The sequence below is a fragment of the Halodesulfovibrio sp. MK-HDV genome (assembly GCF_009914765.1).
GTDB lineage: Bacteria > Desulfobacterota > Desulfovibrionia > Desulfovibrionales > Desulfovibrionaceae > Halodesulfovibrio.
Map to the genome: position 1 here is coordinate 21,023 of NZ_WYDS01000021.1, position 13,065 is coordinate 34,087.

The 13,065-nt window shown below is 47.1% G+C and carries 11 protein-coding genes; all 11 read right to left on the reverse strand.

Going from position 1 to position 13,065, the window contains the following annotated elements; genetic code table 11:
- Window positions 1-62: 62 nt before the first annotated feature.
- The 11 genes from MKHDV_RS15410 to pyk all read right to left on the reverse strand — a co-directional run bounded on the left by MKHDV_RS15410 (window position 63) and on the right by pyk (window position 13,059).
- A complete protein-coding gene (locus MKHDV_RS15410) occupies window positions 63-1,283 on the reverse strand; it encodes an ABC transporter permease (protein WP_160716852.1) in 1,221 nt (406 codons plus the stop codon).
- Window positions 1,283-2,539: an ABC transporter permease gene (locus MKHDV_RS15415; RefSeq protein ID WP_160716854.1), complete on the reverse strand. Its 1,257-nt coding sequence runs from the start codon at window positions 2,537-2,539 to the stop codon at window positions 1,283-1,285. The genes MKHDV_RS15410 and MKHDV_RS15415 overlap by 1 nt, the downstream gene beginning before the upstream one ends.
- Before the next feature lie 445 nt (window positions 2,540-2,984).
- Window positions 2,985-4,589 (reverse strand): sodium:solute symporter, encoded by a 1,605-nt coding sequence (locus MKHDV_RS15420; RefSeq protein WP_160716855.1) that lies wholly within the window; start codon window positions 4,587-4,589, stop codon window positions 2,985-2,987.
- A 14-nt stretch (window positions 4,590-4,603) separates the two neighbouring features.
- Window positions 4,604-4,765 (reverse strand): symporter small accessory protein, encoded by a 162-nt coding sequence (locus MKHDV_RS18620; RefSeq protein ID WP_162859883.1) that lies wholly within the window; start codon window positions 4,763-4,765, stop codon window positions 4,604-4,606.
- A 769-nt stretch (window positions 4,766-5,534) separates the two neighbouring features.
- Window positions 5,535-7,130, reverse strand: coding sequence for a sodium:solute symporter (locus MKHDV_RS15425; protein WP_160716857.1), 1,596 nt, complete (start codon window positions 7,128-7,130; stop codon window positions 5,535-5,537).
- 14 nt (window positions 7,131-7,144) lie between these two features.
- Window positions 7,145-7,312, reverse strand: a complete 168-nt coding sequence (locus MKHDV_RS18625) for a symporter small accessory protein (RefSeq protein ID WP_162859884.1) — start codon at window positions 7,310-7,312, stop codon at window positions 7,145-7,147.
- 225 nt (window positions 7,313-7,537) lie between these two features.
- Complete coding sequence (locus MKHDV_RS15430; RefSeq protein WP_160716859.1) at window positions 7,538-8,461, reverse strand: glycine betaine ABC transporter substrate-binding protein; 924 nt, start codon at window positions 8,459-8,461, stop codon at window positions 7,538-7,540.
- 28 nt (window positions 8,462-8,489) lie between these two features.
- On the reverse strand, window positions 8,490-9,215 hold the full coding sequence (locus tag MKHDV_RS15435) for an ABC transporter ATP-binding protein (RefSeq protein WP_160716861.1): 726 nt from the start codon (window positions 9,213-9,215) through the stop codon (window positions 8,490-8,492).
- A 5-nt stretch (window positions 9,216-9,220) separates the two neighbouring features.
- Window positions 9,221-10,465 (reverse strand): efflux RND transporter periplasmic adaptor subunit, encoded by a 1,245-nt coding sequence (locus tag MKHDV_RS15440; protein ID WP_160716863.1) that lies wholly within the window; start codon window positions 10,463-10,465, stop codon window positions 9,221-9,223.
- 180 nt (window positions 10,466-10,645) lie between these two features.
- The gene (locus MKHDV_RS15445; RefSeq protein WP_160716865.1) at window positions 10,646-11,644 is read right to left on the reverse strand and encodes an HD-GYP domain-containing protein; all 999 of its coding nucleotides are present in this window, start codon (window positions 11,642-11,644) and stop codon (window positions 10,646-10,648) included.
- Window positions 11,645-11,646: 2 nt separating this feature from the next.
- Complete coding sequence (gene pyk / locus MKHDV_RS15450) at window positions 11,647-13,059, reverse strand: pyruvate kinase (protein WP_160716867.1); 1,413 nt, start codon at window positions 13,057-13,059, stop codon at window positions 11,647-11,649.
- Window positions 13,060-13,065: the final 6 nt, after the last annotated feature.

A 13,065-nucleotide genomic window follows, 5' to 3' on the forward strand; every position in this document is an offset into this window, starting at 1 on the left:
ATTGTTTTGGAAACTAAAGAGATCTGTTGAAAAATTACATAGTAATCTATCATAAGCGAACGCTATTTGTTTCTTAGTACATCAAGAACGTCGACATTGGAGGCGACCCATGCAGGGTAAGCGCCAGCGATAATGCCAAGGATGCAGGAGCCGATGCTTGCACCGATAATAAGGATGGGATCGTACACATACGGATAATCTGCAACGTAGTAGATAATGGTGATGATAACGAGAGAGACAAGGGCACCCAGAGTGCCGCCAATGCCGGACAGTAGACTGGATTCAAATAAAAATTGAGACATGATTGCGCTTCTACGGGCTCCGATGGCACGGCGGACGCCAATTTCGAGCTTTCGTGTTTGCACGAGCAGAATCATGATGGATAATACGCCCATGGTACCGACGGAAAAGGAAATGGATGAGCTCATAAGTCCGAGAAGCCATACCAGCTGCAATGCCTGTGTTTTAAGTTTAGATACATCTTTTGCGGAGAGCACAAGGAAGTCTTCATTAGATTTTCGTGTGACAAGATGTTGTTTCAACATAATTTCGTAGGCAGCTTGCTTTGCAACCTCTTCATCCTTGTCCGAATAAAGAGTCATAAACACACCGGATACCCAGTCCTGGTTCGACATCCTACGCATGTAGGTTGTGATAGGGACAAAGACCTGTTCGTCTTGATCCGTTCCTGCGAGGTCACGCCCCCGCTTAGGCATGACGCCGATAACACGCAGGTTGGTGAGTCCATAGCGGACAATTTTACCGAGAGCTTGTGTGTGATGCTTGAAAAGCTGATTCGCAATGGTGAATCCAAGGATGCAAACCTTTGCCCGCTTTTCGACATCTTGGCTGGTAAAGAAATGCCCGAGCGTTACTGGTGCAGCACGAACTGATGGGAAATTTGCACTAGCTGCAATGAGTTGTGATTTTACAAAATTGCGCCGATAGCTGATGGTAGCGTTTTTGGTAACAAAGGCGGTTCCTTGTTTTACGTAGGGATTGTTCTCTAACAGAGCGTCGACGTCTTCCATTTTAAAGGTGGTGGTCAATCCGCCATAACGCAATGTTCCACTACGTCTGAAGGTCGGCTGTCCTGCCAGTACAACAAGCAGGTTTGGACCAAGCTTTTCAGTTTCAAGTCGAGCTTGTTCTTTGAGTGCTTCCGAGACGTGGATGACCCCAGTGAGCGCGAGTGTACCCAGAAAAACACCAAGCATGGCAAGGGCAGAGCGTAGCTTATGCGCGGCAAGAGAGCGCAGGGCAATGCGTAGATAATTTAACACTATCCATCTCCCCGAAGCGCGCTGATTGGATCAAGTTCTGCTGCTTGTCGTGCAGGGCTGAGGCCGAAAATAAGCCCGACAGCCATAGCTGCTCCCAATGCTGAAAGGAAGATTTTGAGCGAAAGCCGAATTTCAATAAGATTAAAGATAAAGAGCACCCTCGCCAACGCAATCCCCATTACAATTCCCAGTAATCCTCCAATGATAGTCAGAAGAACAGCTTCAAATAAGAACTGACGCACAATGGCACCTTTGCTGGCGCCAATAGCACGCTTGAGCCCAATTTCCAATGTACGTTCAGATACGGAAAGGTAGAACAAGTTTGCTAGAACAAAGCCGCCCACAATCATGGCCGTTGCAGCGGTGACCCCTAAGAAAATAGTCAACCCACCTTTGAGAGTAGAAAGAAATTGCTGAACTTCTTCCGCGGAAAGAATGGTGAAGTCGTCCGGCTCTCCTGGTTTAAGTTTATGCAAATGGCGCAGGAAGCTGGTCAGGTTGTCTACGTTAGCCTGCATGTTTTCTGCGTCGATGTATTTGATGCGTAAGCCTCTGAAGTATTGCCTGTCGGCACCAAAGCGCTGCGCAAGTGTTGTGAGGGGAACAATGATGCGGTCATCAAGACTTGTACCGCTGCCGCCAGAGTATCCTCTGTGTGAAAGCTCACCGATAACTGTGAATGGTATAGAGCCGACAAAGATAGTTTTACTGACAGGGCTTTCGTTTTTGGAAAACAGCGCGTTTGCAACAGTTTCGCCGATTAAGCAAACCTTCAAAGCCTGCGTTACATCTGCCTGTGTAAAATCTCTTCCAGAAATGAGCGGCCAGTTCCATGCTTCGCTGTAGTTGGCAGATGTTCCGATGATGCGTGAAACATTCCAGTTTTTGTTTTTGTAACGAATTGTTTTTCCGCTTACGGAACGTAATGGAACCACAAGGTATGTTCCTGGAAGAGAGCGTTTTATTTGTTTCAGGTCATTCCATGAAAGGGTCAGTGTTCGTTGCCCTACAGGGCGGTTGAAAATATCTCCACCGAGCACCAGTACGGCATCCGGTCCGAAGGACTCTGTCAGCTCTTCTGCTTTTTGATTTGCTCCGTCGTGGGCAGCAATAATGACTGTCAGAGAAGCAATCCCTAAAGATACTGATATGATAACAAAGAGCGAACGAATTTTATACGCCCACAGCGCTTGAAGCGCGAGGAGTCCTGTTCTGCCAAGAATGACTAAGTCTGATTTGAAGTTGTCAAGTTTCATTCATGTCATTGTACCTGAGATGAATACTTGAACAAGAGAGATTGCGTATATATTCAGCGCAGTTTGAAGAATAATGAACTGTTTGGCAGGAAATTGCTTAAAAAAAGTGCGTCCGGCAACACGCACACACTGCGAGGCCGGACGCTGGGGGATTCAAAAGAACTGTGATGCTCCAGGGAGGGAGCATCAATGACTGATGCCCGTGTGAAAGCAAGTTCGGGATGTTTTCAACCTAAGTAGATACATAAGGCAGGAAATGTATCTACAGAGACGTTTGTATGGAGTGAGACAGGCTCAACGCGTACACCAATCGTTCTTTTGAATAAATAAATATTGAATGAGATTCCGTGCAGGTAGCAGAAAAAACACATGCTCTGTGCAGATTCAAATTGCTTCGAACTGCTGTGTTTTTTCTACTACCATACGGGTCTCAATTTTTACGAAACTACGAGCAGTTCTGCCAGCAAAGCTGGATGTGCTCTTTAGCGAGGCTGCGGGAAACAAGACTTACCCCTACAGCCAATGCAATAGATATCGGCAGAGCAACTACGTTCGGGTCAACCCACTGGAGGAGAAACATGGTGCTGCCCGGAGCTGCATCTGCAACAAGTGTTACTTTTCCAAACAGTGTTTCACACAGGCCGATAGCCGCTGCTTCTTTTTTATGGATGAACAGCATCCACAACATTGAAACGGTAAATCCACCGACTATGGAAACCTTGGCTCCAGTCTTTGTCATACCTTTCCAGTAAAGACCAAAAACGTATGCAGGTAAGAATGTTGCGCCGCTTAATCCAAAGAAGAACGCTGTAGCGCGTGCAACAATGGATGGAGGAAGCAGCCATGCCCATACAAGGGTGGCAATGATAGTAGCAACAATACCGAGTTGGCTGATGGATGATGCGCTCAGTTTGTTTTTACTACGCATGATGTTTCTTGAAACATCATGCGCAAGAGAGGTACCACCAATGTGGAACTGGCTGGAGAGGGTGGACATGGCTGCCGCAAACATAGCCAGCAAAAACATGGCAGAGAACCAAGGCGGCATAACTTTTTCAATAAAAATAGGGACAATTTTATCAAGGTTGCCATCAGCCATGTGAATGCTGATTTTACCAAACTGGTTGAAGAAAATTGCATTGGAAAGTGCGCCTACAACGTAAACGACGCCAATGGTGAGCAGGATAAAAATGGAACCGTACAGAACAGCTCGGTTTAATTCTTTATCGCTGGAAACGGTCATGAATCGAACGGCAAGCTGTGGCTGAGCAAGTACGCCGATACCTACGCCGTAAACAATGGTTGTGTAGATAACGAGCCATAATGGTGAGCCTGTTTCTGTGCCTTGCGTCCAGCCGATAATTCCACCTTTCTGCAATGACTCAGGAACAAGATTTGCCATAGAAGTCAAAGCCTCATGTGCAGGTACAACGCCACCGAGCATGTAGTAGGTGTAGCCCAGTAAGAAGACCATCATGCCAACCATAATTGTTCCCTGAAATGCGTCTGTGTACATAACGGCTTTCATGCCGCCAGTAATAACGTAAAGGGATAAGATGGCAGTAATACCTATAAGCATCCACTCGTATGGTAATCCTAAAGAAACTTCTGTCATGCGGCAGATACCGGTTAAAACCGCAGCAGCGTATACCGGAATGAAGAAGAAAATGATGCCGCCGGAAAAGCCTTGAATAAATTTTGAATGGTAGCGTTTGCCAAGCAGTTCCGGAAAGGTATGACAGTTAAGAACTAAGCCCATGCGACGGGTGCGTTTGCCCAAAAACACCATCGCGATAAAAATTCCCACAAAAATATTTAAGAATGCCAGCCACAGAAGCGACATGCCGAACATTGCCGCGACGCCACCAAAGCCGATAATGGCTGAAGTGGAAATAAAGGTTGCACCGTACGACATAGCCATAACGAATGGGTTAACAGAACGTCCGGCGAGCATGTAGTCTCCGGCGTTTTTTGTTTCCTTCCATCCTTTCCAGCCTAAGTAGAAGACGATCCCGAAGTAGAGCAGTGAAGTAATCAGTTTGACGGCCATGTCGTATTTCTCCGTTACTTATCGGTGCTTTCCTGCACCAACGATTCAATTTTTACTGTGTCCGGCGTTCCCGCGTTGTTCCAATTCGCAATGCCGTACGCAACACAGCCGATGGTGGATATGATGCAAAGCCAGTAAGGCAAAGCAGTCTCGATACTTCCGAGTCCTAACAGCATAATGTCCTCCTTTTGCATAAAAAAAACCGCAGGCTCTCACCTGCGGTTCGTCGGTATAATTTCCATAATCTGTGCGTCTTACACGCACTCAACCGATCCGCAGGTCTTGATGACGCGGTAACCATAATATGCATAAAAATAGCTATTCATATGGCGGTTGATTGTTTCCATAGGTCAATTACTACACGTTATAAGACAAAAATGTCAAGTTCGATAAAGCGGAAAAGTATGATTTTTTCGATATAGTCGAAAAGTGTAATGTGGGTGATGCCTCCGGCGGCTCTTCGAGGATTCTCCGAAGGACAAGGGCGCACCCCAAGGGCACTTGTTCCCGTACGGCTCGAAGATCGCCTACGGTTGACTGGCGCTGCACCTGCACCCGCAAGAGGCTCGCCCCTTAACCCCCTTTTATTCGCGTTCCAATTTTCTAAATCTCATGTTGGAAGCCGCGAATAAGCTAACTTTCCGTTATCAATAAAGAACGGACTACTCTGTTTATGGGAGCAGTCCGTTCAGTACGTAGCAATATATTTTCAATCAGTAAGTGCTTTATGACAAATGTTTCCACAAAGGAAAGTTAGCTAGTTCGCGGCTTCCAAGGTGAACAATTACGGGTTGTTTCGCGAGTAAAAAGGGTCAAGGGGCGTCCCCCTTGCGGGTGCAGGGCAGCGCCCTTGCCCCTCGGAGAGTAGTCTTCGAAGAATTCTCAAAGAGCCGTCGGAGAAAAACACAGGAGCCATCTCCTCACCCACCTACACGTCAGCCGTATTTAATTATTCTGCCAGCAAAGCTGAATATGATCTTCAGCAAGACTGCGAGATACGAGGCTTACGACTACAGCTATAGTAATGGCCACTGGCAACGCAACTACGTTCGGGTCAACCCACTGGAGCAGGAACATTGTGCTACCCGGTGCAGCGTCTGCTACGAGTGTGGCTTTACCGAAGAGCGCTTTGCAGAGGCCGATTGCTACGGCTTCTTTTTTGTGGATAAAGAGCATCCAGAGCATGGATACGGTGAAACCGCCGACCATGGATGTTTTTGCTCCGGCTTTGGTCATGCCTTTCCAGTAGAGTCCGAAGACGTATGCTGGAAGGAATGCTGCACCTGTGAGCCCGAAGAAGAACGCGGTTGCGCGTGCAACGATGGACGGAGGAAGTAGCCATGCCCAGATGAGTGTGGCAAGAATTGTTGCGATAATACCGAGCTGGTTCACTTGTTTGGAATCGCGTTTTGTCGGCATGACTACCTGAGATACATCATGTGCGAGTGATGTACCGCCAATGTGGAATTGGCTTGAAAGTGTAGACATGGCAGCGGCAAACATGGCGAGAAGGAACGCTGCGGAGAACCATGGCGGCATAATGCTTTCGATGAAGACTGGAATAATTTTGTCGAGGTTTCCGCCAGCCATTTGAATGCTGATCTTGCCGAACTGATCGTGGAAGATAGCATTGGAAAGCGCGCCTACGACAAAGATTACGAACACTGTGAGCAGAAGGAAAATTGCACCGTAGAGGACAGCTCTGTTGAGCTCTTTGTCACTGGCTACAGTCATGAAACGAACTGCAAGCTGCGGCTGTGCCAATACGCCGATACCTACGCCGTAGACGAGGGTGGTGTAGATAACGAGCCAGAGCGGTGTGCCTTGTGCTGAGCCTTGTGTCCAGCCAAGGATTCCGCCTTTTTGAAGTGCTTCAGGCATGAGATGTGCCATGGCTGTGAGCTTTTCATGCGCGGGAATAACTCCGCCGAGCAGATAATATGTGTACCCGAGCAGGAAGACCATCATGGCTGCCATAATTGTTCCCTGAAACGCATCAGTGTACATAACGGCTTTCATGCCGCCGGTGATTACGTAGAGGGAAAGAATGGCGGTAATACCGATGAGCATCCATTCGTATGGTAAGCCGAGAGACACCTCAGTCATACGGCAGATCCCTGTGAGTACAGCGGCTGCGTAGACTGGGATGAAGAAAAAGATGATTCCGCCGGAGAAGGACTGCACAAATTTAGAATTGTAGCGTTTACCTAACAGTTCCGGGAACGTGTGACAGTTGAGGGTAAGCCCCATGCGGCGTGTACGTTTGCCAAGGAATACCATCGCGATGAATACACCCACGAAGATGGTAAGGAAGGCAAGCCAGAGCAGCGGCATGCCGAACATTGCTGCCACACCACCGAAGCCGATGATGGCGGAGGTGGATACGAATGTGGCACCATATGACATGGCCATAATGAACGGGTTAACGGAGCGGCCAGCAAGCATGTAGTCGCTTGCGCCCTTGGTCTCCTTCCAGCCTTTCCAGCCCAGATAAAAAACTGCTGCAAAGTACAGCATTGCGGTAATGAGTTTGACGGCCACGTCAGATTCCCCTCTTATTTGTTCGTGCAGTCTTGCACGATTGATTCAACTTCAGCTGTAACGGTGTCAGGCTCGCCTGCGTTGTTCCAGTTCTTAATTCCGTAAGCAACGCAACCAATTGTAGATAGGATGCAAAGCCAGTACGGCAGTGCGGTTTCAATGCTTCCTAGTCCTAGTAACATGTGTCTTCCCCTTGTAATTAAGTGCAAAAAAAAACCGCAAGCTTTCGCCTGCGGTTTCATCGGTGTATAGAGCTATCTTGTGTTACGTTCGAACACACTCAACCGATCCGCAGGCCTGAATGCCGCGGAAACCAAAAAACGCAAAAAAGGTATTGGTGTTGAGTTTGTTCATGGGTTCCTTTTACAAGTTGTTCGACAAAATTGTCAAGTTCGGTTTTGGTAAAATTAGAATTTTGTTTCTATTATATCCGCAGCCCGTTCGCCGTTTGCCCCTTTTAGATTACCTAACCATTGTCGAACAACGCTAAGATTACCTTTAATCCATGCTGTAGCAGTTTCTTCAACAGTCTGTTTTTTCAATGAAACATCGTATGTCCATTTCCCTTGTGTGAGCTTACTTACGTTGAATCGTGAGAGGATCATGAATGCGTCTGGGTATTCTGTTTTAATGTCAGTACGGATAAGGGTGTTGATGGTGCTTTTTGAAATAAGTTTGGTGGAGCCGGGCATGGCTTTCAGGTAACGCATGTCGAGAGTCAGGTTCATCCAGTGTGGTTCCCAGCAGCTGAATACAATCCATTTTTTTTCTTTGAAGGCTTTAATGACGTCGTCGAGCATTTTGTCTACACGTTCCCCTTTTTGCTTCCAGCTGCCGAGTCCTTCAAAATCTTTTTTTATGAGATCTTCGACAAGAATATACATGCCGGAGGTTGGTTCAATTGTGTAGATGGTTGAATCAAATTTTTTAGCATTCGGTGCAAGGTCGGCAATGTTCTTAACGCCTTCAGCGCTAACGTATCCCGGAACACAGAGGCCGGTGTGAGTGTTTTGAACATTAACGCCAGCTATGCGTATTGTTTTTTTCTTTAAAAGCGGCTCAAGAAGCATGTCCTGTGTGGGAAGCCATGCGCTCATAAATACGTCAACCTTTCCGTCCCCAAGAGCTTTGTAGACTTCACTTGCATTCATGGAAATAGTGGAGGTTTCGTATCCGACTGCTTCAAGTATTTGGGAGGCAACTTCTGTTTTTACCATTGCACCGGGCCATGGCGGTACTGCAAATCTTATAGCTGCTGATGCCGTTGAAGCGGGAACAGCAGATGCCACAAATGCCACTGCAAATAGAAATGTAATTAGTTGCTTATACATAATGTATCCTCGCTTGTTGTTATTTATTTTATGAAACTGTCTGCGGGCTTTTCTTGCTGCGGACAGATTCTTGTTCTTGGTCGCTAATGACTTCGCCGTCTTTAAATACAATGCGGCGTCTGGCGCTGTTTGCTGTGAGCGGATCATGCGTAACGAGTATTATGGTTTTTCCGGTTTCGTTAATCTTTTCAAACAGGTCGAGAATTTCGTTACTGGTATGTGTGTCCAGCTGTCCTGTGGGCTCATCTGCCAGTAGCAGAGGTGGATTATTGAACATCGCACGCGCCAGTGCCACACGTTGTTGTTGTCCACCGGAAAGGCTGGATGGCTTAAAGTTGATTCGATCTCCGAGGCCTACTGAGTCGAGAAGTTCTTCAGCGCGTTGGCGTATACGAGTTTGTTTCCCACGTCGGTAGAGACCTGGGAGCATAACATTCTCAGCAGCAGTGGCATATGGAATGAGATAGAAATTTTGGAAGACAATGCCGGTGAGTTTGTTTCGGGCGTCACTTTGTTCGTTGTCAGTCATCTTTGCTGTGTCTGTACCATCAAGAAAATATGCACCGGCAGTGGGGCGATCGAGTAGCGCAAGGAGATGGAGCAAGGTGGATTTACCCGATCCGGAAGTTCCTTGTATCGCAACAAGTTCTCCGTGATTGATGATCATATCAAGAGGCTTAACCGCACTGATAGTGAGGCCACCTTGAGAAAAGGTTCGGGTTAACCCTTTTGTTTCAATTACTGGCTTGTTCATATTGTTTACTTGTCGTCTTCAGTTTCTATGGCTGGAATGATGACGCGCGTGGCAACCTTATCGCCTTCCTCAACACCTGATATAATTTCGGTGTTGTTTTCTCCCATAATTCCGAGTGTTGGTGAAACTGGCGTTGCGTTGTCGTCAGCATCAACGATATAAATATACTTTTTACCATCTACCCATTTGATTGCGTCATTGGGAACGACCAGTACGCTATCAATTTCCTTGGTTATGATGGAGCATTGAGTTGTCATTTTTGGTCGGAGCTGGAGAGCCGTTTTTGGCGAAAGTGGTACAAGGGCTTGATAGTAGACAATGTTGTCCTGCACGACAGCTTCGGGATAAATGTCAGCAACCATTCCTCTGAAAATCACATTTGGGTACGCATCAACCGTGAAGTTCACCGCCATGCCGCGAGTTACGGTTCCAACATCTGTTTCGTCGACATAGATCAGCATTTCAAGACGGGTAGGGTCGAGGATGGTAATGAGGTTTGCAACCTGTAAACCTGCTACTACGGTCTCGCCTTCCTGGGCTGTGACCTGACTGACAAGGCCGGTTATGGGAGCATAAATTTCTGTATAGCTGATCTGAATACTCTCGTTTTCCAACTGCGCTTGTGCGGAAGCAACAGTTTCAACTGCATTAATGATCGCTGTGACATAGTTTTCTTCCAAAAGGTGAAGAGCATCTTCATTTGCTTTGGCCTGAGTTACTGCCAACACATAATTTTGATAGGCTTCATCAAGAGCAGATTGTTCCAGTACGCCAGTGGCCACAAGTGCTGTATTGCGCTGCCATGTGAGGTACGTGAAGCGTTGTTCAGCAAGCGAGCCATTAAGTGTTTCCTGAGCCTGTTCTATTTGAATGGGGAATGTTTTGTTAACATTAGCCAGATCTGCCTGTGCCTGTCTCAATGCTGCTTCTTGAACCAGATATTGCGCCCGTTGTTCTCTGTCGTCGATTTTTGCAATGAGCACACCTTTTTCCACATTATCACCGACTTGAACGAGCATACGTTCAATAACGCCAGTTGCGCGGGTACCAGTTTTTACAATGGCACCAACCTGCGGCTGAATGATGCCTGTGGATTTCAGCTGCACAGTTACACTGCCACGCTGCGCCTCGGCGACTCGCAATACGCGAGGGGAGCTGCTGTTTTGTTGCGCAACAAAGAACCATATTGCTCCAAACAGGAGCAATATAGCTATGAGCACAGATGGAAGAATAGCAGTCCGTTTACGCATTCATGTGTGTCCTTTTGCGTGTTGTGGCCAGTAAACTGTACTCTATATATGAGTATGATAGCTATTCTAAGAGATTGTGTAAGGGAATAATCATGTGCGGTGCAGGGGGGGGAGGACAGCAGGCAAAAAAAAAAGACCACTGAAAAACAGTGGTCTCTTATGGGCGTAATAGCGGTGATGCTAAAACTGATTGGTGGCGTATGCCGCGTTAAGCAGCGCGGTATATCTGCTGTCGTATCGTTTGTCGTCCTTTTGAAGGGACGCAGCAGCTTCAGCAGGCGGCAACGCCTTTGCGTAATTACGGTCTGTAATCATCGCGCTGAAAGAATCTGCAACAGCAGTAATTCTGCCGAACCAACCTATATCATCACCTTTAAGTTTGTTAGGGTACCCTGACCCATCCAGCCGCTCGTGGTGCTGCATAATAGCCTGCACCATTTCGTCGAAAGCAAAACCAAGCTTGTGTACCACCTTACCGCCTTGAAGGGCGTGTTCGATGATCTTTGCCCGCTCGTCGCGTTTAAGCGGCTCTGTTTTGGACAAGATAAAGGAAGGTACTTTTGACATTCCAATATCATGTAAAAGCAGCGCCAGTGCAACCTTGTCTAAATCTCTGCGTTTGAAATCCTTACGGGTTTCAAAGAAGAGCCAGAGTCCGGCAGTCGCAGTGTTAAAAGAGTGCGAACTGAGCGTATGCTCTTTCAGTGCTAGGCGACGCATGAAGAGCTTAATGCGGAACTTGTCATGAGAAAGAAACTCGGTGAAGACCATGACATCCTTGTACAATGTTTCAAACACTGGGCGTACAGGCTGGTCAATAAATTCTTCAAGACGGATGGTTAACGCCTGAATAATAACTTCAGCGATTTCAGTCTGTTTTAAGTTTTCATCAACAAGCACAAGGTCAAGCTGTTTGACAATATGCTTAAAGTAAACCGCATGGTCTGCTCGGGCTACAAACAGGCTTCCATTGGCACAGAGCTTGTGGACTTCATCTACCTGATCGTTGGAGAGTCTATGGCCTTTACGGCAATAGGTCTCAAGCGTGGCAGACTCATCTTTAAACACAAACAGATCCAATGGTGGCCTGTATTTCGGGAAGCTTTCCAGAATAGACTTAGCTATCTGGTAATACGCCTCTCTAAAGCTTTCGGAAGCAGCGGAGTGATCAGTTGTCATACTTACTTATGGTAGATTTTAACCAAGTTTGTACCCCTGGCTTGTCCTCCGGATTTTGGCTGTCCTGCAGTAATAACAACGCGATCACCAGCACGGAATTCAGGGGATGTTTCAACAAATGTTTCAGCCCTTTGTAGGTGGGCTTCAATAGATTTGTCAACCGGATCGGTTACAACACCCCATGAGAAGTTCAATGCACGACGAACATTTTCGTTTGGAGTCAGTGCGTGAACGAGCTGGTTCGGGCGGCGGGCAGACATAAGTCGAGCAGATGCGCCACTGTTGGAATGACATACAAGTGCTTTAGCTTCTACTTTTTCAGCCATGAGACATGCAGAGTATGCAAGGAAGTCCGGTGTGGACTGACCTTTGCTCGGAGTCATGTCGCGTTCCTGCTCAAAGTAGTATTTTTCTGCTTCCTGAGCGATGTTAGTCATGTACTTAACTGTCTGAACCGGGAAGTTACCCATAGCGGTTTCTTCAGAGAGCATAAGACAGTCAGTACCGTCGAGGATAGCGTTCGCTACGTCAGTAGTTTCTGCACGGGTAGGAACAGGGTTGTTCACCATGGACAGAAGCATCTGGGTTGCAACGATTACAGGTTTGCCTGCGCGGTTACATGCTTCGATAATGCGTTTCTGCATAGCAGGAAGCTGCGGAAGCGGGCACTCAACACCAAGGTCACCACGGGCAACCATGATGATGTCAGTAACTTCGAGGATTGCATCGAGGTTATTAACAGAATTCTGGCGTTCGAGTTTTGCGATAATTGGAATGTTCTTCCCAGCTTCGAGGATGATTTTTCGTGCTACTTCAATGTCTTCAGGAGTCTGAACAAAGGAGAGTGCGCAAGCATCAACGCCTAGACGCAGGCCGTCACCCAGGTCTTTCTTGTCTTTATCGGTCATAGCCGGAAGATTGATCGGCTTACCTGGAAGAGCAAGACCTTTACGGGAGGTCAGGAATCCGTCGTTACGACATTCGATCTCGAATGCGCCGAGGTCGAGTTTTTCAGTCACGCGGAATGGAAGTACACCATCTGCAAGGACGATCTTGTCGCCGATTTCCAGTGTTTCCATGATCGCAGGAACATCAAACGGGATAAATGGAAGTTGACGCACGTGTTCGGAACCTGAAGGGCCGAGTACAAGACGATCATGTTTTTTCAGCGTGTAGCTATCTTCGCTGAGCTGACCAATACGCATCTTAGGGCCGGAAAGGTCCTGAAGAATTGTAATAGGTGTGTCGTACTCTGTTTCGAGTTCGCGGATAAGTGCAATAAGACCTTCAAACATGGTTGCATCGCCATGAGAGAAGTTAAGCCTGAAAATTCGTACACCAGCTTCAATAAGTTCAGACAATTTCTGTCTGGAGTTACTGGCCGGACCAATGGTGGCAATAATTTTAGTTCTCATGGTATC